The 25,113-nt window shown below is 72.5% G+C and carries 18 protein-coding genes and 1 other RNA gene; 8 read left to right on the plus strand and 11 right to left on the minus strand.

The window, feature by feature from the left end; genetic code table 11:
• Window positions 1-162 precede the first annotated feature (162 nt).
• Complete coding sequence (stgR, locus tag ACFYZ3_RS16810) at window positions 163-1,134, minus strand: LysR family transcriptional regulator StgR (RefSeq protein ID WP_360999584.1); 972 nt, start codon at window positions 1,132-1,134, stop codon at window positions 163-165.
• Window positions 1,135-1,217: 83 nt separating this feature from the next.
• Here stgR and ACFYZ3_RS16815 point away from each other — a divergent pair, with 83 nt between their 5' ends.
• Window positions 1,218-2,513, plus strand: coding sequence for an MFS transporter (locus ACFYZ3_RS16815; RefSeq protein ID WP_388517726.1), 1,296 nt, complete (start codon window positions 1,218-1,220; stop codon window positions 2,511-2,513).
• Between the two features lie 58 nt (window positions 2,514-2,571).
• Here ACFYZ3_RS16815 and ssrA read toward each other — a convergent pair.
• From ssrA to ftsE, 5 genes are all read right to left on the minus strand, one after another.
• Window positions 2,572-2,970, minus strand: a transfer-messenger RNA (tmRNA) gene (ssrA, locus tag ACFYZ3_RS16820).
• Window positions 2,971-3,076: 106 nt separating this feature from the next.
• Complete coding sequence (gene smpB / locus ACFYZ3_RS16825; protein WP_052841735.1) at window positions 3,077-3,556, minus strand: SsrA-binding protein SmpB; 480 nt, start codon at window positions 3,554-3,556, stop codon at window positions 3,077-3,079.
• 46 nt (window positions 3,557-3,602) lie between these two features.
• The gene (locus tag ACFYZ3_RS16830; RefSeq protein ID WP_388517729.1) at window positions 3,603-4,790 is read right to left on the minus strand and encodes a S41 family peptidase; all 1,188 of its coding nucleotides are present in this window, start codon (window positions 4,788-4,790) and stop codon (window positions 3,603-3,605) included.
• Between the two features lie 68 nt (window positions 4,791-4,858).
• Window positions 4,859-5,776, minus strand: coding sequence for a permease-like cell division protein FtsX (ftsX, locus tag ACFYZ3_RS16835; RefSeq protein WP_052841736.1), 918 nt, complete (start codon window positions 5,774-5,776; stop codon window positions 4,859-4,861).
• A gap of 43 nt (window positions 5,777-5,819) precedes the next feature.
• A complete protein-coding gene (gene ftsE / locus ACFYZ3_RS16840) occupies window positions 5,820-6,509 on the minus strand; it encodes a cell division ATP-binding protein FtsE (protein ID WP_003975843.1) in 690 nt (229 codons plus the stop codon).
• 213 nt (window positions 6,510-6,722) lie between these two features.
• Between ftsE and ACFYZ3_RS16845 the strand changes: the two genes are divergently transcribed.
• Complete coding sequence (locus tag ACFYZ3_RS16845) at window positions 6,723-6,917, plus strand: hypothetical protein (RefSeq protein ID WP_388517733.1); 195 nt, start codon at window positions 6,723-6,725, stop codon at window positions 6,915-6,917.
• A gap of 157 nt (window positions 6,918-7,074) precedes the next feature.
• On the opposite strand, the gene ACFYZ3_RS16850 is transcribed toward ACFYZ3_RS16845, so the two are convergent.
• From ACFYZ3_RS16850 to ACFYZ3_RS16865, 4 genes are all read right to left on the minus strand, one after another.
• Window positions 7,075-7,947, minus strand: coding sequence for a hypothetical protein (locus ACFYZ3_RS16850; RefSeq protein WP_388517736.1), 873 nt, complete (start codon window positions 7,945-7,947; stop codon window positions 7,075-7,077).
• 326 nt (window positions 7,948-8,273) lie between these two features.
• Window positions 8,274-9,380, minus strand: a complete 1,107-nt coding sequence (gene prfB / locus ACFYZ3_RS16855; RefSeq protein WP_003975840.1) for a peptide chain release factor 2 — start codon at window positions 9,378-9,380, stop codon at window positions 8,274-8,276.
• Between the two features lie 76 nt (window positions 9,381-9,456).
• A complete protein-coding gene (locus ACFYZ3_RS16860) occupies window positions 9,457-10,710 on the minus strand; it encodes a serine/threonine-protein kinase (protein ID WP_388517739.1) in 1,254 nt (417 codons plus the stop codon).
• A 105-nt stretch (window positions 10,711-10,815) separates the two neighbouring features.
• Window positions 10,816-12,474 carry a serine/threonine-protein kinase gene (locus ACFYZ3_RS16865; RefSeq protein WP_388517742.1) on the minus strand — a complete coding sequence of 553 codons (1,659 nt, stop codon included), beginning with the start codon at window positions 12,472-12,474 and terminating at the stop codon, window positions 10,816-10,818.
• Window positions 12,475-12,882: 408 nt separating this feature from the next.
• Here ACFYZ3_RS16865 and ACFYZ3_RS16870 point away from each other — a divergent pair, with 408 nt between their 5' ends.
• Window positions 12,883-16,806, plus strand: a complete 3,924-nt coding sequence (locus tag ACFYZ3_RS16870; protein ID WP_388517744.1) for an FHA domain-containing protein — start codon at window positions 12,883-12,885, stop codon at window positions 16,804-16,806.
• A 34-nt stretch (window positions 16,807-16,840) separates the two neighbouring features.
• Here ACFYZ3_RS16870 and ACFYZ3_RS16875 read toward each other — a convergent pair whose 3' ends face one another.
• On the minus strand, window positions 16,841-17,287 hold the full coding sequence (locus tag ACFYZ3_RS16875) for a hypothetical protein (RefSeq protein ID WP_388517747.1): 447 nt from the start codon (window positions 17,285-17,287) through the stop codon (window positions 16,841-16,843).
• Window positions 17,288-17,664: 377 nt separating this feature from the next.
• On the opposite strand from ACFYZ3_RS16875, the gene ACFYZ3_RS16880 reads away from it, so the two are divergent.
• The 5 genes from ACFYZ3_RS16880 to ACFYZ3_RS16900 all read left to right on the plus strand — a co-directional run bounded on the left by ACFYZ3_RS16880 (window position 17,665) and on the right by ACFYZ3_RS16900 (window position 25,096).
• The gene (locus ACFYZ3_RS16880) at window positions 17,665-18,759 is read left to right on the plus strand and encodes a hypothetical protein (protein WP_388517750.1); all 1,095 of its coding nucleotides are present in this window, start codon (window positions 17,665-17,667) and stop codon (window positions 18,757-18,759) included.
• A gap of 196 nt (window positions 18,760-18,955) precedes the next feature.
• Entirely contained in the window at window positions 18,956-20,353 is a 1,398-nt protein-coding gene (locus ACFYZ3_RS16885) for an ABC transporter substrate-binding protein (protein WP_388517753.1), read from the plus strand.
• A gap of 94 nt (window positions 20,354-20,447) precedes the next feature.
• A complete protein-coding gene (locus tag ACFYZ3_RS16890; protein ID WP_388517897.1) occupies window positions 20,448-21,731 on the plus strand; it encodes a carbohydrate ABC transporter permease in 1,284 nt (427 codons plus the stop codon).
• Complete coding sequence (locus ACFYZ3_RS16895; RefSeq protein ID WP_388517756.1) at window positions 21,728-22,645, plus strand: carbohydrate ABC transporter permease; 918 nt, start codon at window positions 21,728-21,730, stop codon at window positions 22,643-22,645. The genes ACFYZ3_RS16890 and ACFYZ3_RS16895 overlap by 4 nt, the downstream gene beginning before the upstream one ends.
• A 165-nt stretch (window positions 22,646-22,810) precedes the next feature.
• Window positions 22,811-25,096, plus strand: a complete 2,286-nt coding sequence (locus ACFYZ3_RS16900; protein WP_388517758.1) for a CDP-glycerol glycerophosphotransferase family protein — start codon at window positions 22,811-22,813, stop codon at window positions 25,094-25,096.
• The last annotated feature ends 17 nt before the right edge of the window (window positions 25,097-25,113 follow it).

The raw sequence follows: 25,113 nt of genomic DNA on the forward strand, positions 1-25,113 counted from the left end.
TTCACGCGTGCGCACTTCCCCCCACGGAACACTTCCGGGTGCGCATACGACTCCGAGCACTCGTCGGCCGAACCGGCCCCCACCAGGTTCGAGCGCCCCCTGTATCACACCGTGCTCAGGCAAAGAATGTAGCGCACGCGGAGGATGTGTGGTTGCCGCGTGTCACTTGTGGACGGACATCACAGCGGCGTCGGCGGCCGGAATCCATCCCTCACCGGGAGCCTCCAGCCAACCGTTTTCGGTCGCGACCTGCGCAGTTGCCCGGCGCAGCGCGTCGAGCGCGGGATGCACCAGTCCCTTTCGCCAGACGAGCGACACGGGCGACAGCGGCACGGGGTCGACGAGCGGGCGCACCACGGTCGAGGGCATGGCCGGAAAGCTCTCCACGGCGAGGATGGGATTGCGCGTCTTGTCCATGATGCGCCGGAACTCCTCCTCGCCGACCGCCAGCGGCACAGGGGACGCCACGTGGATGCCGCGTCCCTCGAACAGGCGGTGCGCGAGGTCGGTCCACTCCGGCGTGCGCGGGTTGCCCGCCCCGGCGTACACGGTCTCTCCGGCGAGGGCGGCCAGCGGCACCCGCTCCAGCCGGGCCAGCGGGTGGTCCTCGGGCAGGACGACCGCCATGGGCTCGTAGCGCACCGGCTGGTGGCCGAGCCCCGCCCGCAGCGCCGCGGGCAGCCCCGCGAACCGGCCGAAAGAGGCGTCGAGGCGGCCGGCGACCAGTTCACCGGCGGCGTGGGTCAGTCCGCTCTCGTAACGCGCCATCAGTTCCTGCTCGGGCGCGAGCGACCGGGCCCGCTCCAGGACCAGGCGGCCGGTGACCAGGCCCGGGGAGTTGAGGTCGACCAGCAGCGGGCGGGCCTGCCCGAAGGCGGCCAGCAGGTCGTCCTGCGCCTGGAGGACCCGGCGGGCGTACGGCAGCAGCCGCTCGCCGTCGGCCGTCGGCGTCACCTGCCGGGTGGTGCGGACGAACAGTTCGGCGCCCAACTCCCGCTCCAGGCGCCGCACGTCCCGGCTGAGCGCCTGCTGGGCGACGTAGAGGCGGGCGGCGGCGCGGGTGAAGTGCAGTTCCTCGGCGACGGCGACGAAGGCGCGCAGGAGTCGCGGGTCGAGGTGGGCGGGTGCGGGCATCCGGCGAACTTACAACGCCGGTGCGTGAATGGCCACGGAGAAGGTGTTGGACCCTCTGATCGTCGCGGGGCGACGGTGGACCCATGCCGCAGCCGACCCCAGCGCACCCCTCCCGCCCCACTCCGGCCTCCCCCGTCCTGGCCGTCACCGCCGACACCCTGGTCGCGGCCGACTTCCGCCCCCGCACCCGACGCCGGCCACCCGGCCCGTACCGGCGGCTCCTGTCCACTCCCGGCGCCCGGGCGTTCACGGTCGGGAATCTCACCGCCCGGCTGCCCATGGGCATGTTCAGCGTCAGCGCCGTCGTGATGATCGCCGGCACCCGTGGCTCGTACGCCCTCGCCGGCGCCGTCACCGCGACCGGGCTGGCGGCGACGGCACTGGTCGCCCCGTGGACCGCGCGGCTCGTGGACCGGTACGGCCAGGCCCGGGTCGCCGTGCCCGCCACCCTGTTCGCCGCGCTGGGCTCGGTCGCCCTGCTGCTGTGCGTGCGGTACGGGGCACCCGCCTGGACCCTGTTCGTCGCGTACGCCGCCACCGCGACGACGCCCAACACCGGCGGCATGGCCCGCGCCCGCTGGGCCCACCTGCTCGACGGGGACGCCGACGCGCTGCACACCGCCAACTCCTTCGAACAGGCCACGGACGAACTGTGCTACATGTTCGGGCCGGTCCTCGCGGCGTTCCTGTGCACCGCGCTGTTCCCGGAGGCGGGCACGCTGGTGGGCGTGGTGCTGCTGGTGACCGGCATGCTGCTGTTCACCGCCCAGCGCGCGACCGAGCCGCCGGCCCGCCCGCGCCCGACGGCGAAGGCTCCCTTCCGGGCCCCGGGCATCCCGTCCCTGCTGGTGGTGTGCCTGGCGATGGGCGGGGTGTTCGGCGCCATGGAGGTCGTCACCATCGCGTTCGCGGACGCACAGGGACACCGTGCGGCGGCCGGCCTGGTCCTCGCGTTGCAGGCGGCCGGCTCCTGCGCGGCGGGTCTGCTCTACGGCGCGGTCAAGCCCGCCGGGCCGCCGGAGCACCGGCTGCCGTGGTGCGTGGCCGCGATGACGGCCCTGCTGACCCTGCCGCTGCTCGCGGCCTCCCTCAGCGGCTCTCTGCCCCTGCTGGCGCTCACCCTGCTGATCGGCGGGATGGCGACGGCTCCGACGATGGTCACCACGATGACGCTGGTCCAGCACCGCACCCCCGAGGGCCGCCTGAACGAGGGCATGACCCTCGCGGTGACCGGCCTCCTCGGCGGCATCGCCTGCGGCAGCGCGGCGGGCGGCTGGACGGTGGAACACGTCTCCCCGACCGCCGCCTACGGCATCCCGGTCACGGCGGCCGCGACGGCCCTCCTCCTGACCCTGCTGCCGACCAGACGGTCGCTGTGAACGCAGAAACCCCCTGGGTCTCCGACACGTGGCCGGTGACCCAGGGGGTCCCCTGGGAATGTGGAGATGGCGGGAATCGAACCCGCGTCCAACGGTGCGGAATCAGGGCTTCTCCGTGTGCAGTCCGCTTCGATTTTCTCAGCCCCGGAGATCACGCGGACAAGTCTCCGACGGGCTCAGTCACTGTTTGGTTTCCCTCTTCACCCCGTGACCGGGATCAAGGTTTAGTCCCCTAGCTGATGCCAGGATCCGGGTCGGGAACAGCCCCGGGCTGACACTCCCTTAGTAGGAGGCTCGCTTCGCTACCTGAGATCAGGCAGCGAGGGCGAAGGCCTGCTGGGAGGAATCGCGCTTGGTGTTGGCGATTATTTTTTCGGCCTGTGGTTTACGAGATCATGGCCGCTTCCTCGACACGCTTCCCCTGCTTCGACAGCCGCTGTCGAAACCGATCATCCCCATGTTGATTTTTCAAACCCCTCCGGAGAGGGCGCGCACCCGCTCTGAGGTGCAGGTGCCATCGTACGTGAACAACACGCACGCGTGCCAGCCTATTCCGGCGGGCCTCAGGCCCGCTGCTTGCGCCGGATCGCGGAGATCGTCCGCTCCGCCTCGCGCCGGTCCTGCTTCTCCCGGAGGGTCTGGCGCTTGTCGTACTCCTTCTTGCCGCGCGCCAGCGCGATCTCGACCTTGGCCCGCCCGTCCTTGAAGTAGAGCGCCAGGGGCACGATCGTGTGACCGGTCTCCTGGGACTTCGACTCCAGCTTGTCGATCTCCACCCGGTGCAGCAGCAGCTTCCGCTTGCGCCGCGCACTGTGGTTGGTCCAGGTGCCCTGGCTGTACTCCGGCACGTGCACGTTGTGCAGCCACGCTTCGTGACCGTCCAGCTGCACGAAGCCGTCGGCCAGCGAGGCCCGCCCCTGGCGCAGCGACTTCACCTCGGTACCGGACAGCACGAGGCCGGCCTCGTAGGTGTCGAGGATCTGGTAGTCGTGCCGCGCCTTCTTGTTCTGCGCGATCAGCTTGCGCCCTTTTTCCTTAGCCATAGTGCGGTCCATTTTGGCACTACGGAGGGGCCTGGCGGAAAGCCGTTTACGCGGTCGGCCCGAGCCCGCTCAGCACCGTCCGGGCCCGCGCGAGGGCGGCCGGGTCCGCCGGGTCGACCTCCAGGTCGGGCGTGATGCCCGTGCCGTCGACGCCGCGCCCGGAGGGGGTGCGGTAGTGCCCGACGGTCAGCTCGGCCACCGAGCCGCCGGGCAGCCGGCTCGGCATCTGCACCGAGCCCTTGCCGAAGGTGCGGGAGCCCAGGACGACCGCCCGGCCGCGGTCCTGGAGGGCCCCGGTGAGAAGTTCGGCCGCGCTCATCGTGCCGCCGTCGACGAGCGCGACCAGGGGTCTGGTGGTGTCGCCGCCGGCTTCGGCGTGCAGGGCCCGCTGGTCGCCGTCGACGTCGTACGTGGCGACCAGGCCGCCGTCGAGGAAGGCGGAGGCGGCGGTGACGGCCTCGGTGACCAGGCCGCCGGAGTTGCCCCGCAGGTCGAGGACGACCCCGCCCCCGGACGGCAGCCGCGCCACGGACTCGCGCACCTGCTCGCCCACGCCCTTGGTGAAGGAGGCGACCTTGACGACGGTGAGGCCGTCGGCGAGCGTGCGGACGGTCACGGGGTCCGTGGACAGCCGGGCGCGGCGTACGGTCTCGGTCCACGCGCGCGTGCCGCGCTCCAGGCCGAGCCGGACGGCGGTTCCGGCCGGTTCCTGCTCGCCGTCGCCGCGCAGTATGGAGACGACCTCGGTGACGGGCCGTCCGTCGACCCGCTCGCCGTCGACACTGCGCAGCCGGTCGCCCTCCCGGATCCCGGCGTCGGCGGCGGGCGATCCGGAGCGCACCCGGGTCACCTCGATGCGGCCGTCGCGCTCACGGCGCGCGGAGAGCCCGACGCCGGTGTACCGGCCGTCGAGGGCGTCCTCCAACTCCTCGTACTCGCCCTGGGAGTAGACGGCGCCCCAGCGGTCCCCGCTGCGGCTGACCGCGCGTTCGGCGGCCTCCACGGGGGACTTGCCGTCTGCCATGGCCTCGGCCGCCGCGCGGGCGACGTCGTCGTGGCGGGCCTGTTGACCGGCCGGAGCGGCCGAACGGGCGGTGCCGGGCTCGGACTTCCGGTCCGTCCCGGGCAGCGAGCCCGAGGCCGCGCCCGCGACGAGCACGCTCGCGAACACCAAGGTCAGGGCGGCCCCGTGGCGTACGCGGCGGGGCTGACAGAACAGGTCACGACCTGACATGCCGGTGAGTCTAGGACAACGAGTAAGGGCCGCACGGTCCCTTGACCGCGCGGCCCCCTTGGTATGTGTCACACCTTCAGGTACTTGCGCAACGCGAAGAACGCGGCCAACGCGGGCATCAGCAGGCTCGTGGCCAGGATGAGCGGCAGCTTCGTCAGGACGGCGTCCCAGCCGATGAAGTTGATCAGGTTCAACTTCTCGGACAGCGCGAGTCCGTGATCGATGATGAAGTACCTGGCGATCACCAGGAATCCGCAGGCGACACCACCGCCGATCAGACCGGCGACCGCCGCCTCCATGATGAACGGCGCCTGGATGTAGAAGCCCGACGCGCCCACGAGGCGCATGATGCCGGTCTCGCGGCGCCGGCTGAACGCCGAGACGCGCACGGTGTTGACGATCAGCATCAGGGCGACCACGAGCATCAGGGCCATCACCGCGCGGGCGGCCCAGTTCATGCCGTTGAGCAGGCCGAAGAGGTTGTCCAGGATGCCCTTCTGGTCCTGCACGGACTGCACGCCGTCCCGGCCGTCGAAGGCGGTCGCGATGACCTGGTACTTCTCCGGATCCTTCAGCTTGATCCGGTACGACTCCTGCATCTGGTCCGGCGTGAGGGAGCTGGCCAGCGGAGAGTCGCCGAACTGCTCCTTGTAGTGCTTGTACGCCTCGTCCTGCGACTCGTACGTCACCTTCTCGACGACGGCCATCTCGTCGAGGTCGGACATGATCTGCTTCTTCTGGTCCTCGGTCACCGCGCCCTTGGCGCAGTTGGGGTCGGACTCGGCGTCGCTCTTGTTGCAGAGGAAGACCGAGACGTTGACCTTGTCGTACCAGTAGCCCTTCATGTTGTTGACCTGGTCGCTCATCAGCAGCGAACCGCCGAACAGGGCCAGGGACAGGGCGACCGAGACGATGACCGCGAAGGTCATCGTCAGATTGCGGCGAAGACCGACTCCGATCTCCGAGACTACGAACTGGGCGCGCATGGCGTCTCGTTAAGCCTTTCCGTTCCTCGTCGTCTGTGGCTCGTCAGTGCTGGTAGCCGTAGACACCGCGTGCCTGGTCCCGGACGAGGCGGCCCTTCTCCAGCTCGATGACGCGCTTGCGCATCTGGTCCACGATGTTCTGGTCGTGCGTGGCCATCACCACGGTGGTGCCCGTCCGGTTGATCCGGTCGAGCAGCTTCATGATGCCGACCGAGGTCTGCGGGTCGAGGTTGCCCGTGGGCTCGTCGGCGATCAGCAGCTTGGGCCGGTTGACGAAGGCGCGCGCAATGGCGACGCGCTGCTGCTCACCGCCGGACAGCTCGCCGGGCCTGCGGTCCTCCTTGCCGCCGAGTCCGACGAGGTCGAGGACCTGCGGCACGGACTTGCGGATCTCGCCGCGGGACTTGCCGATGACCTCCTGGGCGAAGGCGACGTTCTCGCCGACCGTCTTGTTCGGCAGCAGGCGGAAGTCCTGGAACACCGTCCCCAGCTGGCGCCGCATCTGCGGCACCTTCCAGTTGGACAGGCGGGCGAGGTCCTTCCCGAGGACGTGCACCTGTCCGTGGCTGCACCGCTCCTCGCGGAGGATCAGTCGCAGGAAGGTGGACTTTCCGGAGCCGGAGGACCCGACGAGGAAGACGAACTCGCCCTTCTCGACCTCCAGGGAGACGTCCCTGAGGGCTGGGTGGCTCTGTTTGGGGTAGACCTTGGAGACGTTGTCGAATCGGATCACGGATGCACCACGGGTCGCCGGGGGTAGATGTGCGTGACCATACGCGAACCGGGGAGCGGACCGCAGTCACCGGTCGGGGTTGCGTATCAGTTGCGCGTTTTGTCCCCACGGGAGGGCGCGCGGGGCCCCTCGGAACCTGGCACAGTGGAAGGGGAACGTTCGTGTCGTCGCGGGCGTTGTCCAGACGGAGCCGGCGGCAAGGAGGGTGAGCGCATGACGTACGACCGGTTGGTGTGCGCGAACTGCGCGGCGCCCGTGAGTGAGGGCAGGTGCCCGGTCTGCCGGGCCAACCGCGAGCGGCTGCAGCAGGAGAACAACTTCTTCGCGGGGCTGAATCCGACGACGCTGATCGCGCTGCTGGCGGTGCTGATCGCCGCGGTGGCCCTGCTGGCCCACCAGACCGTCTGACGGCCCTGGAGCGGCCCTGAGGGCCGCCAGGGCACGTACGGGCGTGGACGCGGGCACGGAAAGTGGCGGAAGACACGGGAGGGGCCCGGAGCGATGTCGCTCCGGGCCCCTCCTTCTGCCTGTTCCACGTGCGCGGTGCGTACGCGGACGACTACCGTCAGGCAGCCGCCCCGCGGCCGTTCATCAGGCGCGGCAGGAAGCGGAAGCCGATGCCGCCGGCGATCATCGTCGCGGCGCCGACCAGCAGGAACGTGGTCTCCGCGGCGCCGGTCTCGGCGAGCTCCTCACCGTTGCCCTGGGCGGCGGTGTCGGAGGAGGCCGGGGCCTCCTCGCCGGTGTCGGTCAGCGCGGAGGAACCCTCCTCCTGAGCGACGTTGTCGTTGCCGCCGCCGTCGGGGGTGGTGTTGTCGCCGCCACCGGTGCCGCCGGCGTTGCCGCCGTTGCCGCCGTTGCCACCGTTGCCACCGTTGCCGTTGCCGTTCCCGCCGTTGTCGCCGGAACCGCCGTTGTCACCGTTGCCGCCGTTGTCGCCGGCGCCACCGTTGTTGCCGTTGCCACCGTTGTTGCCGTTGCCGCCGTTGTCACCGCCCTCGGACGTGCCGGTGGAGGTGCCCTCGGAGGTGCCCTCGGACGTACCCACCGAAGTGCCCTCGGAGGTGCCCTCAGAAGTGCCCACCGAAGTGCCCTCGGAGGTGCCTTCCGACGTCCCCTCGGAGGTGCCCTCGGACGTCCCTTCCGAGGTGCCCTCGGAGGTGCCGACCGAAGTGCCTTCGGAGGTGCCTTCCGACGTCCCCTCGGAGGTGCCCTGCGAGGTGCCCTCGGTCACGCCGACACTGGAGCCCTCGGTCAGGCCGCCGTCCTCCTCGCCGCCCTGGACGCTTACGCCGAGGCCGAGACCCTGGTCGTCGGCGCTGGCGCTCACGCCGATGTCGAGCGCCGAGGCGGCACCCGCCGCGGTCAGGGAGGCGCCGGCCGCGATCACGGCGCCGGCCGCTATGCGCGCGACACGGATGCGCGTCTTCTTCGTCATGTAGTTGCTACCCCCAGTAGCCGTTTCAGTCGTCGAGGCCGCACTCGGGGGCCGTGATCGACGGGGGTGGCTGCATGTGTGCTCAAGCCCCCCGGTTCACATGCGCCCCAGAAATACGCATGCCGCGCCTCACCATTCCGAATGTTCAAAGCAACGTCAAGGCCATTGCGTACGCGATGTCCGGGTACGGGACGTATGCCGGACACAATGGGTGTGACTGTGACGCAAAACCCAGACATCACCGGCGAACGGGGGGCAGAGAAAAGGCAACCGCCGCCGGAGGGGCGGCAGTTGCCTTGTCGACAAAGCGGTGGTTCCGCCTCGCGTTACTTCTCCCGCTGCTTGCGCCAGCGAATGCCGGCTTCGAGGAAACCGTCGATCTCGCCGTTGAACACGGCCTCCGGGTTGCCCACTTCGTGCTCCGTGCGCAGGTCCTTGACCATCTGGTACGGGTGCAGCACGTACGAACGCATCTGGTTGCCCCAGGAGTTGCCCCCGTCGCCCTTGAGGGCGTCCATCTTGGCCTGCTCCTCCTGGCGGCGCCGCTCCAGGAGCTTGGCCTGGAGGACGTTCATGGCGGTGGCCTTGTTCTGGATCTGGGAGCGCTCGTTCTGGCAGGAGACGACGATGCCGGTGGGGATGTGGGTCAGGCGCACCGCCGAGTCGGTGGTGTTCACGCCCTGGCCGCCGGGGCCGGAGGAGCGGTAGACGTCCACCCGCAGCTCGGACTCGTCGATCTCGATGTGGTCGGTCTGCTCGACCACGGGGAGGATCTCGACGCCCGCGAAGGAGGTCTGGCGGCGCCCCTGGTTGTCGAAGGGCGAGATGCGCACCAGCCGGTGCGTGCCCTGCTCGACGGAGAGGGTGCCGTAGGCGTACGGCGACTGCACGGCGAAGGTGGTCGACTTGATGCCGGCCTCTTCCGCGTACGACGTCTCGTAGACCTCGGTCTTGTAGCCGTGCTGCTCGGCCCAGCGCAGGTACATGCGCTGGAGCTTCTCGGCGAAGTCGGCGGCGTCCACGCCACCCGCCTCGGCGCGGATGTTGACGAGCGCCTCGCGCGCGTCGTACTCGCCGGAGAGCAGGGTGCGGACCTCCATCTCGTCCAGCGCCTTGCGGACGGCCGCGAGCTCGGACTCGGCCTCGGCGCGGGTGTCCGGGTCGTCCTCCTCCTCGGCCATCTCGAAGAGCACGCCGAGATCGTCGATCCGGCCGCGCAGGGCCTCGGCCTTCCGCACCTCGGCCTGGAGGTGCGAGAGCTTGCTGGTGATCTTCTGCGCCGCCTCCGGGTCGTCCCACAGGGAGGGTGCGGCCGCCTGCTCCTCGAGCACGGCGATGTCTGCCCTCAGCCTGTCGAGGTCCAGGACGGCCTCGATCGACTCCATGGTCGAGGAGAGGGACTTCAGCTCTTCGGATACATCGACGACTGCCACGCATCCAGCGTAACGGCTCCGGCCACCGGTCCACGCCCGGCGGGTGCGGGCGCGGACTCCGGCGGGGGGCCGGGTCTCAGGGAGCGGCCGGTGCCGAGTTCCGCGTGTCCTGGGGTCCGCCGCCGTCCTCGTCACCGCCCGTGGCCACCCACGTACCGACGCCGATCGCCGCCACCAGGGCGACGGCGCCCGCGCCCACCGCGATCCGGCGGCGCCGCGTGGCGGCGCGGTTGCGGGCCGAGCCGGGGCGCGGGGCGCCCGACGCGCGCGGGGCGCGGGCGGTGCCGCGGGCGCCGCCGGCCAGCTCGTCGGGGGCGGGTACGCGCATCGACGTGTGGGTGTCGCGGTTGGAGTCGGCCGGCTTGGCCCCCGGCACCAGGGGCACCGCTCCCCGCCGCCGTACGGGTTCGGCGGTGGACGCGGGGTCGGCCGGGGACTCCCCGGACGCGTCGGGGTCGTCCTCCGGCTGCTCGGCGTCGGGCTCGTCCACGTCCAGCGGGGCCATTCCGGCGAGCATCGGCAGCAGCTCACGCAGCCGGGCGCTCAGCTCGGAGGCGCGCAGCCGGGAGGCCGGGCCCTTGGCGAGGCACTGGACGAGGAGCTGCCACAGCTCGTCCGGGATGCCCGGGAGCGGGACGACGGTCTCGGTCACGTGGCGGCGCAGCACCGCGCCGGGGTGGCCGCCGCCGAACGGCGTGAAGCCGGCCAGCAGCTCGTACAGGACCGTGGCGAGGGCGTAGATGTCGACCGCCGCGCGCGGGGGCAGGCCCTCGACGATCTCCGGGGCCAGGTAGTCGGGCGTGCCGATGATCTTCGTGGCGCGGGTGCGGCGCGGGGTGTCGATGAGCTTGGCCACCCCGAAGTCCGTCAGCAGCGCCGGGTGCGAGCCGCCGGGGCCGAGCGGGCCCTGCATGTCGAGCAGCACGTTCTCCGGCTTGACGTCGCGGTGCACGACCCCGGCGGCGTGCGCGGCGGCCAGCCCGTCGGCGACGTCGGCGACGACGGCCACCGCGGCCTCGGGCGCCAGGCGCCGCTCCCGGTCGAGGCGGGTGCGCAGGTCCGTGCCGCGGACCAGGTCCATGACCAGCGCGAGGTCGTTGCCGTCGACCACCAGGTCGCGCACGGAGACGACGTGCGGGTGGTCCAGGCCGAGCAGGGCGGTGCGCTCCTGCACGAAGCGCGAGACGAGTTCCTGGTCGGACGCCAGGTCCTCGCGCAGCAGCTTGATCGCGACGGGCCCGTCGGGTCCCTCGCCCAGCCACACCGTGCCGGCGCTGCCCCGCCCGAGGATCTGGTGGGCGGTGTACCGGCTGCCGATCTTCCGTGCCAAGACTGCTCCTACCGACGCGTGTTGCGCCTAAAAGTACGCGTCCGAGGAGCCGGCCTTCACCGCGGAGGCGGAAATCACCCTCCGATTGTCGACAAGTCGCCGGACTCAGCCTCCGCCGGAGCCGCCCAGGTCCCCGATCCAGTCGGTCACGGTGGTGAACCAGTCGGTGAGCTGGTCCCAGTAGCCCTTGCCGGTGCCGATCCAGTCCTGCAGCGGGCTCAGCTCCCAGACGAGCCAGCCGGCCACGAACAGGATGACGACGGTGACCAGGCACCCCTTGAGGCAGCCCAGGCCCGGGATGCGCATGGGGTTGGCGCTGCGCTGCCGCGGCGGCCTGGGCTCGCGCCGCGGCTGCTGCGGCTCGGGCGTGGGCGGCGGGGCGTACCGCTGCGGCTGGGGGCGCTGCGGCTGCTGGGGCTGGGGCTGGGGCTGGGGGGTGGCGTACCGCTGCGGCTGTTGCTGCTGCGGGTAGCCGTAGCCGGGCTGCTGGGGCGGCGGGCCCTGCGGGGCCTGGCGCGGCTGCTGCGGCGGGCGGGAGACCTGCCGCTGGGGGCGGCGGCGCAGCGGGTCCTGGTTCGGGTCGAGGTACTGGACCTGCGTCTGCTCGTTGCGGTCGCGGGCGGCGCGCAGCTGGTTCTGCCAGGGGTGCGGGTCCTCGGGTCCGCCCTGTCCCGGGGCGCCGGGCTGTCCCGGCGGCACCGGCGGCATGACGGCGGTCGGGTCGGGGGCCCCGGTGCTCGGGAGTACGGCGGTCGGGTCGGCGGCGCCCGCCGGGCCCGAGGTGTGCGGCAGGACGCTGGTCGCGCCGTTCGGGTCGTAGGCGGCGTCGGGGGCGCCCGGGACCTGCGCGGGCGCCGGGTCGGGGGCGAGGAGCGCGCCCACGTTCTCGGCGGCGCCGATCTGCGCGCTGTTCGCGTGCACGCCGATGCCCTCGGCGACGACGCGCAGGCCGCGGGCGAGGTTCTCGGCGCTGGGACGGTCGTCGGGGTTCTTGCGCAGGCAGCGCTCGATGACCGTCCACAGCGGGTCGGGGACGGTGGAGGGGCGGCGCGGTTCGGCGCTCAGGTGCTGGTGCAGCACCTCCAGGGCGGAGCCGCCGCCGAACGGGGGGCGGCCGGTGACCAGCTCGTAGAGCAGGATGCCGGCGCCGTAGACGTCGACGGCGGAGGTCTGCGGGCGGCCCTCGGCGGACTCCGGCGCCACGTACGCGGGCGTGCCCACGAACTCGTGGGTGCGGGTGAGGCCGGGCGAGTCGGCGAGGCGGGCGATGCCGAAGTCGGTCAGCATCGGGTGCATCTCGCCGCCGGTCTGCTTCAGCAGGACGTTGGCCGGCTTCAGGTCGCGGTGGACCACGCCGTCGGCGTGGCTGGCGGCGAGGGCGTCGGCGATCTGCGCGGTGAGCAGGGCCGCGGCAACCGGGGTGAGCGGCCCGTTTTCGCGCAGGTACCGGTGCAGGTCCGGTCCGTCGACGAGGTCCATGACCAGGGCGAGCAGCTCGCCCTCGACGACCAGGTCGCGGACCCGGACGATGTTGGGGTGGGTGAGCCGGAGCAGCACGGAGCGCTCACGCAGGAAGCGCATCACGATGTCGGCGTCGCTCGCGAGCTCTTCCTTGAGGACCTTGATCGCGACGGTCTCGCCGGGCTGTCCGGCCACGGCCGCCTCGGCGCCCGCGGTCTCGCGCTGGCGGGCACGCCAGACGGTGCCCGTGGCGCCGCGGCCGAGGGGCTCCTCGAGGAGGTACTTGCTGCCGACGGGCCGCACGTCATGCGCTCCTAGTTGCTTGCTGGCTGTTCGGACCCACTGTCGCAGAAGCGGTCGGTCGACGGTGGGTCCCAGTCGGACCCAACTGTAGTGCCGCCTCCGGGCCAGGTTCGAAGGAAAGACGCTCGACCCGGTCCCATGGTTGCCGCTGCCCGCACGTGACCGATCTCAAGCGGACGGCGTTCGATCATCCGCAGGGCACCTGTCAGGCATTTTTGGGGGCAGAGCCGACCAATCAAGATCATTTGACGGCGGGCGGCGGGCGCGTTGTCAGTGGCAGGTGCGAGGATGCGTGCAGTACTGGCCGACGTGCTCGTGTGACGGTGGGGGAAGTCCGCGGTGGGGGGACCGTGGTGACGGCTTCTGTCCCGGCGTGCGGGCGCCCGCGCGAAGGGACCGCTTACGGCGATGCAGATCCGGCTGACCGTCGTAGACCCGCTGGGCCCGCATGCTTCGGCTGCCTCGGCTGTCCCGGCGGGGGACCGCACCGCGCGGTGTGACGTACTCGTGACCGCCCCGGCCGGCACGGCCCTGGCCGCGGTCGCCTCCGCGCTGGCCGCGGCGCTCCCCGGCGAGGGACCGGGCTCCGGCCAGGTGGTGCTGTACGCCGGTGCGCAGCGGCTCGACGCCCAGCGCAGCACCCTGGGCGAGCCCCCGCTGATCGACGGCGCCGTGCTCCGCCTGGGCGCCCCGGGCGAGCCCGACCCGCACACCGAGCCGGCGGACGTCCCCGCCCAGCTCCACGTGGTCGCGGGCCCCGACGCGGGCGGCGTCCACCTTCTGCACGGCGGCCAGATCCGGCTCGGCCGCTCCGCCGACGCCGACGTCGCGCTCGACGACCCGGACGTCTCCCGCATGCACTGCGCCGTGACCGTCGGTCCCGACGCCCGCGTCTTCGTGGCCGACCTCGGCTCCACCAACGGCACCACCCTGGACGGCACCCGCGTGGGCGACCGCCCGGTGCGCTTCCCGCCGGGCGCGCTGCTGCGGATCGGCGAGTCCGCCCTGCGGCTCGTGCCGGTGCCGCCGGCGGCGGAGGTGCGGGTGGCGACGACGCCGGACGGGGAGGGACACGTACGGCTGTCCGGGCCGAGGACACCCTCGTCGGGCGCCGGGGACGGCGACGCGGTGGTCCACGCGCGCGTGGCCGACGGGGCGGAGGGACAGGTACGCGACGCGGGCGGCCGCTCCCGCGCGACGGGCCCGGCCCACGGCCCCGCGAACGGCCCGGGCGGCCAGGCCGGACCGGATGTACCGGACGTATCAGATGTATCAGATGTACCGGACGGATTCAGCCGGATGGCGGATCCGGGCGGGCGTGCAGACGGTCGCGGGTTCGTGGCGGCGGACGGCGCCGCGCCGGACCCCGCACCGCGCGGCACCGGCCCGGACGGGACGGTCCGGCCCCGCGGGCGCACCCACCACGCGTACGGCACGTCGGGGTACGACAGGGGCGGGGCGCCCGTCGAGCCGCCGCAGGTCCCCGGTCAGGGCGGCGCACCCCGCATCGAGAGTCACGGCACCGGCCCCTCGGCGGGCCTGCCCCGCCAGTCCCCCACCGGGGGCGAGACGCACGGCGGCGCGCGGGGCGCGGGGGCGTACGCGACCGGCGGCTCCGGCGCGGGCGGACACGGCGCTCCGGCCCCGCGGACGCCCGGCCGGGGCGCGCCCGGCCGGGACCCGTACGGCGGGGACACGCACGGCAGGGACGCGTACGGCCAGAGCCCCTCCGGGCCGGACTGGACTGGGCTGGACCCGGCCGACGCGGGTGCTCCCCGCGCGGACACGGCCGGCGCCGGGGCTTCCCGCACGGGCGCGACGGGTGCGGCGGCTCACCGCCCCGCCGCCGCCCCCGGTGGTGCGGACGGCGTCGGCCCGGACCCCCGCGCCGGGCATGACGGCGCTGCGGACACCCGCACCGGACGCAAGGGGACTCCCCTGCGGGGTACCGACGTGCCGCAGGAGGTGCGCAGGCGCGGGGGGATAGGGGCGTGGGCACGGCGGCTGACCGGCGGGCGCGGAGGCGCCCCGGAGGCCCCCGCACCCGGCGCGTACGCGTCCGACGGGGCGGCGACCGGGCCGGCCCCGGCGTCCCCGCCCGGCACCTCGGGCGCTCCGGAGACCTGGCCGGACCCCGCGTCGCTGCTGCTGACCGCGCTGGGACCGGGGCCACGGCTGTGGGAGCGCGGCCCGGGCCACCCGGAGGCGCTCACCGTGCGGCTCGGTACGGCCGACCGGGTGGCGCCGGGCGGTGCCGCCCCGCTGCCCGCGGTGCCGGTGACCGCCGGCCTGCGCGAGGTCGGCGCGCTCGGCCTCGCGGGTCCGCGCGAGCGGCTCACCGGGCTGGCCCGCTCGGTGCTGGCCCAGCTCGCCGCGCTGCACTCCGCCGACACCCTGGAGATCGTCCTGATCAGCGCGGACCGCTCCCGCCCGCTCGCCGAGCGGACGGCCGAGTGGTCCTGGCTGGGCTGGCTGCCCCAGGTGCGCCCGGGGCACGGACAGGACTGCCGCCTGCTGCTGGCCCACGACCGCGAACAGGCCACGGCCCGCGCCGCCGAGCTGCTCCGCCGCCTGGACGACCACCTCGGGGACGAAGCCCGGTCCGGCGGCCGCCCCCAGGGCACGGTCAAGGACGCCATCACGCCCGAGGACACCGCGGCCACGGCGGCCGTCCGGCCGCAGCCCACCTGGGCGCGCCCCGACGACGGCACCGGCCCGGCAGGCGGCTTCGCCGGGCCGTACACCGTGGTCGTCGTGGACGGGGATCCCGGCGGTGCGGACGTGCGCGACGCGGTGGCGCGGCTGGCGCTGGAGGGACCGCGGGCCGGTGTCCACGTCGTGTGCCTCGCCGAGACCGCCGCCGCCTCCCCCACCTCCCCGGTGACGCGGACGTACGAGGCGGCCTGCGCGGTGTCGCCGGTGTTCCGGGAGTGCGGCGCCGTGGCGCTGCTCAGCGGCGACGTGGCGACGACCCTGCGTCTGCTGCGCGTCGCCCGTACGGGCACGAACCCCGGCACGGGCGCCCCGGCCGCTCCCGCCGGTCCGGTCGGTCACGGCACCCTCGGCACGGTGGACGCCGTGTCCCTGCCCTGGGCCGAGCGGTTCGCGCGTGCCCTGGCCCCGCTGCGCACGGACGGCGCCGCGGGTGGCGGCGAGCACCACGCGCGCGTGTCCGCACCGCTCCCCCGGACGGCCCGGCTCCTCGACGAGCTGGGCCTGGCCCGCGCCACCCCCGCCTCCCTGATGGCCCGCTGGGCCGCCGCGGCCGATGACACGGAGTCCCTCGGGGGACGCGCGCAGGCCGTGCTGGGCGCCGGTCCGCGCGGCCCCGTCCTGGCCGACCTGGCCGCCGAGGGCCCGCACCTGCTGATCGAGGGGCCCTCCGGGAGCGGCCGCACCGAGCTGCTGCGGGCGTTCGTCGCCTCGCTCGCCTCGGCCGAACGCCCCGACCGGCTCGGTGTCGTCCTCATCGACGGCCGCGACAGCGTGAGTTCGGGGGGCGCCCGCGGCGAGGGCCTGCACGTGTGCACGGACGTACCGCACGTCACCACGCACCTCACCGCCAACGACCCCGTGCGGATGCGGGAGTTCGCCCAGTCCCTGAGCGCCGAGCTGAAGCGGCGCGCCGAGCTGCTCGGGCGGTCGGACTTCGCCGAGTGGCACACCGGGCGCGAGGTGTCGGGCCGGCTCGTCGCCCAGCGCGGCCCGGCGCCCGCGGGGCCCGCGCCGCTCTCCGACTCCGGGGACGTCGAGTCCCCGCCCAGCTCCACCCTGCGGCTGCGCCCGGCCGCCGCCAGGCGCCGCACCGGCCCCGTCCCGCCCCTGCCCCGCCTGGTCGTGGTCGTCGACGACCTCGACGCCCTGGTCACTCCCCCGCTCGGTTCCCCCGGGCGGCCCGCGGCGGGGTCGGTGATGCGGGCGCTGGAGGCCGTCGCGCGGGAGGGCGAGCGGCTCGGCGTCCACCTGGTGGCCGCCACCGCGCCCGACGGCCGTACGGACCGGACGGAGCCCGCCCTGCGCGCGACCCTGCGCGTCACCCTGGACACGCCGGTGCCGGGCCCGGACGAACCGGCTCCCGGACGCGGGTGGTTGGCCCGCCCCGACGGACGCACCACCGCCTTCCAGGGCGGCCGCGTCACGGGCCGCATCCCCCGCACGGCGACGCTGCGCCCCACGGTGGTCCCCCTGGAGTGGCACCGCATGGGCGACCCGCCCACCCGCCGCCCCGTCCGCGAACTGGGCAACGGCCCCACCGACTTGGCACTGCTCGCCAGCGCGCTGGAAAGGGCGGCACGCGAGGTCTCGGCGGCGGAGGTCCCCTCACTGCTCTAGCGACCGCGGCCGGTCAGCGGCTGCGAGCCGGCGGTCATTCGGCGCGCTTCATGAGGCGGTTGAGGGCCAAGGACAGACCGAGGCCCTTCTGGCGCACGGTCACGCGGTAGTTCCGCCGCAGCTCCTCCATGTACAGGAGGCCGGACTTGCGGGAGTACGTCTTCTCCCGCATGCGCCCGAGGTTGGGCCGGTCCAGCAGCAGGTAGTCGTGCGGCCGCATGGCGGCGACCTTCCACTCGGTGTGGGACGTCTCCATCTCCAGGACCGGATAGTGCGGTCCCCCGTCCCGGACCGAGTACGCGACATGGCGCAGCTCCCCGTCCTCCAGGAGGATGATCATGCTGCCGTCGTCCACGCCGGTCCAGTTGATGTGCACGTGCCCGTAGAGGTCCGTGCCGTCCTTCCTGCGGAAGGTCTCGTCGGCGACTCTCCCCAGCTCCCAGTAGCGGAGAGCGGGACCTTGCGCACAGCGTTCCGACACCGTCACGGACTCCTTGGAGAACCATCCTTTGCGCCGCACTTCCCGGCGCTGCCTCACCACGTATTCCTGATGGGTGGCCATGGGCACTTTCGAGTGCGCCGCCTTCGCCACCCTACGCGCGTACCGTTGCAGTTTCGGGACGTCCAGTACCGACTTCTCGTACCCTTCCTCATTCGATCCCACCGCACTCCCCCTCCCGCCGTCGGGCATTGTTTCATTGTGCGATGCGATCGACCCCGTGGCACGTGTTTTCCCGACGGTCGGGGGTGAGAAGCCATACGCCTCCGTCGAGTCGGTGGTACTGCAAAGCAATGACAGGGGGATGTGGGCCCTCCACAAGCGGGTCCCGGGTGCCCGGCCGCATGCCACACTGCCTCATGCTGAGAATCATGCTGTGCGGCGCCGCCGACACGGAGAGGGTGCGGGACACCTTCGTCAAGGTCGTGGAAGATTTCGGCGGAATCCCCCGGCACTTCCTGTCGGGTACGGTGAACTACATCAATTCCGCCACTTCCAGCTGGACCGAGAATTCTCGTGAATCCGTCCAGGACGCAGACATCTGCGTGTTCGTCATAGTCGAGGAAATCGGCCGGATCACCTGGGAGACCGAGGTGAGCGAGGCACTGATGTCCGGTAAACCGTTCCTGGTCCTCTGCCTCGACAAAACACATCAGAGGTACCTTTTCCTGCATTCGACCTTCCCTCCCCCCATAGAGCTGTCGGTCATTCCGACGGAGCAGGACAGAAATCTCGTGATGACGCTGCGCGAGCTTTACCACGAACGCCAGATCACGGTCGCCCCCTTCACCGACGATTCGTTCAGGGACGTCCTGCGGCGTGAGCTTTCCCAGCTCTTCAGAATCGCCGTCGGTCACCTGAGCGAGCGCAACCGCCGCGGGTCCGCCGTGCCCCTCTTCGCCCAGCCCGCCAGGTTGTCCATGACCGATCTGGCGATCGCGAGGCGGATCGCGCTGGACGAGTTCGAGGAGAAGCACAAGCGCAAACAGGCCCTCCGCGCACTCGCGGCGCGCAAAGCCCTGGACGAGGAGCCCCTGTACGCGCTGCTGAGCAGCCCCGAGCAGGGGATCCAGCGGCTCTCCTTCGAGTTGTTGGAGCAGCTGTACACGCCGCGGCCCGCCGACCCCGCGTTCCTGGAGCACCTCGTCGTCATCGCCAACGCGTCCGACGACGTGGGAGTCCCCCGCCGGATGATCCCCATCGTCATGGCCATCGACCTGGCCGGTGCCGTGGCGGCGCTGGCTCTGCTCGACCTGGACGACGCGGGCTGCAAGCGCAGGCTCGCCGCCTGCTTGGAGGCACACGAGGACGCCGTCGCCGAGCTGGGCCTCGGGGACCCCGTGGCCGAGTTGTTGCGCGCCTGCCTGTCCGGTTCGGCTCCGTCCGACTGGAAGTCCCGCTGCCGCGCGTACCTGGAGCGTCTCGGCGGTGCCCCGCCCGAAGGCACCGGCTGAGTACGGGGCGCGGCGCGGCGGTGGAGCCCGGCCGACGACGCCCGTACCCGCGCCCGGTTGCTGATCACGGTCACGACGCGGTCACGATCCCCCTGTTGACAGCGGAGGCGCCCTTGCCGCCCTCACCCCCCTGGCGTACACCAGAGCGCACGGAACAGCGCCGAGCGTTCGACGAGGAACGAAGAACGGGGCAGTGATGCGCACGAGCAGCACCATCCGGACACGCGGAACCGTCAAGAGGACCACCCGGGCCGCAGCCGCCCTGGCCGCGGGAGCGCTCGCGCTCTCGCTCACCGCATGCGGCGCCGACGAGGACGACGGCAGCGGTGACAACGACGACAAGGGCGGCGGCAACAAGCAGCCGGGCGCCTCCGTCGTCCTGCCGAAGCTGGACGGCGAGAGCCTGGAGGTCGCCGCCGTCTGGACCGGCACCGAGCAGGAGAACTTCAAGAAGGTCCTCGCCGAGTTCGAGAAGCGCACCGGCGCCAAGGTGACCTTCGTGCCGGCCCAGGACCCGATCATCAACTTCCTCGGCTCGAAGATCGCGGGCGGCGCCCCGCCAGACGTGGCGCTGCTTCCGCAGCCCGGCGCCATCAAGCAGGCCGTGGACAAGGGCTGGGCCAAGCCGCTGGGCGCCGAGGCGACCAAGGAGCTGGGCGAGAACTACTCGCAGGGCTGGCAGGACATCGGCAAGGTCGGCGGCAAGCAGTACGGCGTGTACTACAAGGCCGCCAACAAGTCGCTGATCTGGTACAACGCGCAGGTCTTCGAGAACGCGGGCGCCGCCGAGCCCAAGACCTGGGACGAGCTGCTCAACACGGCCCAGATGGTCTACGACTCGGGCGTCACCCCGTTCTCGGTGGGCGGCGCGGACGGCTGGACGCTCACCGACTGGTTCGAGAACGTCTACCTCTCGCAGGCGGGTCCGGAGAAGTACGACCAGCTCGCCAAGCACGAGATCAAGTGGACGGATCCGTCCGTGAAGGAGGCCCTCACCACGCTCGCGGAGATCTGGGGCAAGAAGGACTTCGTCGCGGGCGGCGCGTCCGGCGCGCTCCAGACGGAGTTCCCGGCCTCGGTGACGCAGACCTTCACCGGTGGCGACCAGCCCAAGGCGGGCATGGTCTACGAGGGCGACTTCGTCCAGGTCAACATCGGTGAGACGAAGGCGAAGGTCGGCACGGACGCGAAGGTGTTCCCGTTCCCGGCCGTGGGCGACACCGCACCGGTGGTGTCCGGCGGCGACGCGGCCGTGGTCTTCAAGGACTCCAGAGCGGCGCAGGCGCTGGCCACCTGGCTGGCCTCGCCGGACGCGGCGGGGATCCAGGCGAAGCTCGGCGGGTTCCTCTCGCCCAACAAGAGCATCGACTCCTCGGTGTATCCGAACGAGGTGCAGAAGAAGATCGCCGAGGCGCTGGTCGCGGCCGGTGACGACTTCCGCTTCGACATGTCGGACCAGGCCCCGCAGGCCTTCGGCGGCACCCCCGGCAAGGGCGAGTGGAAGGCGCTCCAGGACTTCCTGAAGAACCCGAAGGACGTCGCGGGTGCCCAGGCGAAGCTGGAGGCGGACGCGGCCGCCGCCTACGGCGGCTGAGGCGATGACGTCGGCCACAGCGGCGGGAACCGGCCAGGCCCCCGAGGGCCCGCCGGTCTCCGCCGCTCCCAAGGCACCCAAGTCGCGCGGGAGCGTGACCGGCACCCGCAGGTCCGTGGCGGCACTGTTCCTGCTGCCCGCCCTGGTGCTGCTCGGCGCGCTCGTGGTCTACCCGATCGGGTACTCGCTGGTCCGCAGCTTCTACGACCAGTCCGGCGACTCCTTCGCCGGGTTCGACAACTACGAGACGCTCTTCACCGACGACGGCATCCGCACCGCCCTGAAGAACAACGTCATCTGGGTGGTGTTCGCGCCGACGGTCGCCACCGCGCTGGGCCTGATCTTCGCGGTGCTGACCGAACGCATCCGCTGGGGCACGGCGTTCAAGCTGGTCGTCTTCATGCCGATGGCGATCTCGATGCTGGCGGCCGGCATCATCTTCCGCCTGGTGTACGACCAGGACCCGGACAAGGGCGTCGCCAACGCGGTGTGGGTCGGGGTGCACGACACGTTCGCCGAGTCCTCCGCGTTCCCGAAGGCGCACCCGGGCCGCGACTCGCCGCTGAAGCCCGCCGGCGGCGGCGCGTTCATCACGAAGCAGCCGGTCGGCGCGGGCACCCCGGTCGCCCTGCCCCTGGTGGGCGTGGCCCCCGACCTGATGCCCGACGGCGCGAAGAAGGCCGTGTCCGCCGAGCCCGAGGACGGCAAGGTCACTGGCACCACCTGGCAGGACTTCACCCGCGGCAAGGGCGTCGGCAAGCTCGGCGGCGTCGACGCGGCCGAGCTCGGCTACGCCGGGATGAAGATCGAGGCGGTCAAGGACGGCGAGGTCGTGGCGTCGACCACGGCGTCCGGGGACGGCACCTTCACGCTGCCCGCGGCGGCCGACGGGGCACTGCTCAGACTGCCCGCCGACAACTTCAAGGAGCCGTACAACGGCCTGAACTGGCTCGGTCCCTCCCTCGTCACCCCGGCGATCATCGGATCGTACGTATGGATGTGGGCGGGCTTCGCGATGGTGCTGATCGCGGCGGGCCTCGCGGGCATGCCCAGGGAACTCCTGGAGGCCGCCCGGGTCGACGGCGCCAACGAGTGGCAGGTCTTCAGACGGGTCACGGTCCCGCTCCTGGCACCGGTCCTGGCGGTCGTGGTCGTCACCCTGATGATCAACGTGCTGAAGGTCTTCGACCTGGTCTTCATCATCGCCCCCGGCTCCTCCCAGGACGACGCGAACGTGCTCGCCCTGGAGCTGTACCGCAAGGGCTTCGCCTCGGACCAGCCGGGCGTCGCCAGCGCCATCGCGGTGTTCCTGCTGCTCCTGGTCATCCCGGTGATGTGGTTCAACGTACGGCGACTTCGGCGGGAGGTGCGGCGATGACCGCGGACGCGGGTTCCCTCACCACGGCGGCCGCACCGCCGCCCGGGACGGTCGTCAGGGCGAAGCAGTCCCTCGGCTCCCGTCTCGCCGAAGCCGTCAGCGGTGGCGTGCTGCGGGTGTTCCTGATCGTGGTGGGCCTGTTCTGGCTGGTCCCGACGATCGGCCTGCTGCTGTCCTCGCTGCGCACGCCCGAGGACATGGCGGCGAGCGGCTGGTGGAAGGTCTTCACCGAGCCGTCCCAGCTGACCTTCCAGAGCTACGAGGAGCTGCTGAAGAACGGCGACATCACCTCCTCGCTCCTCAACACCGCGCTGATCACCGTCCCCGCGACCGTCCTGGTGGTGGTCATCGGGGCGCTGGCCGGATACGCCTTCGCGTGGATGGACTTCCCGGGCCGCGACTGGTGGTTCCTGGCCGTGGTCGGGCTGCTCGTCGTGCCCGTGCAGGTGGCCCTGATCCCGATCGCCGAACTCTTCGGGAAGATCGGGCTGTTCGGGTCGATGCTCGGCGTGATCCTCTTCCACGTCGGCTTCGGCCTGCCGTTCGCGGTGTTCCTGCTGCGGAACTTCTTCGCGGAGATCCCGCGGGAGCTGCTGGAGGCGGCCCGCCTGGACGGCGCGGGTGAACTGCGGCTGTTCGTGCGGGTGGTGATGCCGCTCGGCGGTCCCGCGATCGCGAGTCTCGGCATCTTCCAGTTCCTGTGGGTGTGGAACGACATGCTGGTCGCGCTGATCTTCTCGGACTCCGGGAGCCAGCCGATCACGGTCGCCCTGCAGACACAGGTGCGGCAGTTCGGCAACAACATCGACGTGCTGGCGCCGGGCGCGTTCATCTCCATGGTGATCCCGCTGGCCGTGTTCTTCGCGTTCCAGCGGCAGTTCGTCTCCGGCGTGATGGCGGGCGCCGTCAAGTAACCGCCGCGACAACACCCTTGAGGGGGCGGGCCGTTCACCGGCCCGCCCCCTCATCCGTACGGGCACAACGTCCCCCGAATGCCCCGGGGACCGTAACCAAGCGGCTCCACCGGCCGTTGCCGGGCAGAACGCCCGCACCGATCCCGCCGACCGATGGATGTCCCCGTGCCCAGGTTCAGTGTCATCGTTCCCGCGTACCAGGTGCAGGCGTATCTGCACGCGTGCCTGGAGTCGGTGCTGGCCCAGTCGTACCCGGACTTCGAGGTGATCGTGGTCGACGACTGCTCGCCGGACGCCTGCGGCGCGATCGCGGACGAGTTCGCGGCCCTCGACCCGCGCGTCCGCGTCCTCGCCCTGCCGCGCAACGAGGGGCTGGGTCCCGCGCGCAACGCCGGCATGGAACGGGCGGGCGGCGACTACCTGGTCTTCCTCGACGGCGACGACACCCTCACCCCGCACGCGCTGCGGGGCATCGCCGACCGGATCAAGGAGACCGGCGAGCCGGACGTCCTGGTCTACGACTACGCGCGCACGTACTGGACCGGCGAGACGGTCCGCAACCAGGCCGCCGCGCACCTCACCGAGCAGGGCCCGGCGCCGTTCCGGCTCGCCGACCGGCCGGGGCTGCTGAAGCTGCTGATGGTGGCCTGGAACAAGGCGGTGCGGCGGGAGTTCGCCGTGCGCGAGGGCTTCGCCTTCCCGCCGGGCTACTACGAGGACACGCCGTGGACGTACCCGGTCCTGATGACGGCGGGATCCGTCGCCACCCTGGACCGGGTCTGCGTGCACTACCGGCAGCGCCGGCGGGGCAGCATCCTGGGCACGCCGAGCGAGCGGCACCTGGACGTCTTCACGCAGTACGACCGCGTCTTCGCCTTCCTGGAGACGCGCATGCGGACGCATCCCGAGTCGGCCCGGGAACTGGCCCGCTGGCGGCCGGTCCTGTACCGCCGCATGGCCGACCACCTCACGACCGTGTACACCCGCCCCGGCCGCCTCCCGCGCTCCCTGCGCGCCGAGTTCCTGCGCCGGGCCCGTGTCCACTGCCGCCGCTACCGGGTCCCCGGCGCCCCCGCCCCGCTGCCCGTCCGTCTCCGCCACGCCCTGCTCCGCCTGGGCCTGCGCCGCACCTACGGCGCCCTGCGCCTCGCGTCCGCGCTGCGCCGCCGTACGGCGAAGCTCACCCGGGGGCTGCTGCGCGCCGCCCGGGCCGGCGCCCTGCGCCTGCACTACCGCGTCCAGCGCTGCCTCCCGCTCCGCGCCGACCGCGCCGTCTTCGCCGTGGAGGGCCACCGGGGGTACGGCCGCGACCCGGGCGCGTTGGAGGAGGCGTTCCGCCGTCTCGCGCCGCACGTGCGCACGGCGTGGGTGGCCGACCGGGTGCACCACCACACCGTGCCGCCCGGCACCCGCCGTCTGGCCCCGGGCACGGCCGCCCACCGGACGGCCCTGGCCCGATCCCGCTACCTGGTGTGCGACGCGGCCTTCGACCCGGGCCTGTCCAGGCGCCGGGGCCAGGTCCTGGTGCAGACGCAGGCCGGGACTCCCCTCAAGCACATGGGCCTGGACCTCCAGGAGCGCCCGGCCGCCGCCCGGGACACCGACTTCGCCGGGCTGCTGCGCGAGGTCGACTCCTGGGACTACGTGGTCTCCGCCAACCGCCACTCCACCCTGACCTGGGAACGCGTCCACCCCGGCGACTGGACCGCCCTGGAGTACGGCCAGCCGCGCACCGACGTCCTCCAGCGGGCGACGGCCGCGGACGTGGCCCGGCTGCGCGAGACCCTCGGCATCCCCGAGGGCACGGTCGCGATCCTGTACGCGCCCACCCACCGCGACTACCGGCGCACCCAGCGCTCCGCCCTGGACCTGGAGCGCGTCGTGCGCCGCCTCGGCCCGCGCTTCGTGGTGCTGGCCCGCGCCCACCCCCGGCACGGCGGCCCGCTCGCCGCGTCCGCGGGCCGGGTGCTGGACGTCAGCGACCACCCGCACGTGGAGGCGCTGTGCCTGGCCTCGGACGCCCTGGTCACCGACTACTCGTCGCTGATGTTCGACTACGCGGGCCTCGACCGCCCGATCGTGATCCACGCCGCCGAGCCGGAGGCGTACGAGGCGGCCCGCGGCACCTACGTCGACCTGCGTTCCTTCCCGCCGGGCGCGGTCGCGCGGGACGAGGACGAGCTGATCGGCGTGTTCGCGAGCGGCGACTGGCACGGCACCCGGTCGACACGGCTGCGGGCCGCCTTCCGCGAACGGTTCTGCCCCTACGACGACGGCCGCGCCGCCGAACGCGTCGTGCGCCGGGTGGTCCTGGGCGAGACGGACCTGCCGCCGGTCGTCCCGCTCGCCGGGCGCAGCCCGGCGCCCTCAGTTGCCGCGTCTCTCGCGCGGGCACCGCTGACCACGGTGCCGCAACCGGCGGGTCCGCGCACCGTCACCGACAGCCTCTGAACCCGAGAGAAAGAGCA

The sequence above is a fragment of the Streptomyces sp. NPDC001599 genome (assembly GCF_042893535.1).
GTDB lineage: Bacteria > Actinomycetota > Actinomycetes > Streptomycetales > Streptomycetaceae > Streptomyces.

Coding starts and splice junctions, on each gene's coding strand:
- stgR (WP_360999584.1), bottom strand. CDS start 1,134: ATGCCCGCACCCGCCCACCTCGACCCGCGACTCCTGCGCGCCTTCGTC.
- ACFYZ3_RS16815 (WP_388517726.1), top strand. CDS start 1,218: ATGCCGCAGCCGACCCCAGCGCACCCCTCCCGCCCCACTCCGGCCTCC.
- smpB (WP_052841735.1), bottom strand. CDS start 3,556: ATGGCTAAGGAAAAAGGGCGCAAGCTGATCGCGCAGAACAAGAAGGCG.
- ACFYZ3_RS16830 (WP_388517729.1), bottom strand. CDS start 4,790: ATGTCAGGTCGTGACCTGTTCTGTCAGCCCCGCCGCGTACGCCACGGG.
- ftsX (WP_052841736.1), bottom strand. CDS start 5,776: ATGCGCGCCCAGTTCGTAGTCTCGGAGATCGGAGTCGGTCTTCGCCGC.
- ACFYZ3_RS16845 (WP_388517733.1), top strand. CDS start 6,723: ATGACGTACGACCGGTTGGTGTGCGCGAACTGCGCGGCGCCCGTGAGT.
- ACFYZ3_RS16850 (WP_388517736.1), bottom strand. CDS start 7,947: ATGACGAAGAAGACGCGCATCCGTGTCGCGCGCATAGCGGCCGGCGCC.
- ACFYZ3_RS16870 (WP_388517744.1), top strand. CDS start 12,883: ATGCAGATCCGGCTGACCGTCGTAGACCCGCTGGGCCCGCATGCTTCG.
- ACFYZ3_RS16880 (WP_388517750.1), top strand. CDS start 17,665: ATGCTGAGAATCATGCTGTGCGGCGCCGCCGACACGGAGAGGGTGCGG.
- ACFYZ3_RS16885 (WP_388517753.1), top strand. CDS start 18,956: ATGCGCACGAGCAGCACCATCCGGACACGCGGAACCGTCAAGAGGACC.
- ACFYZ3_RS16895 (WP_388517756.1), top strand. CDS start 21,728: ATGACCGCGGACGCGGGTTCCCTCACCACGGCGGCCGCACCGCCGCCC.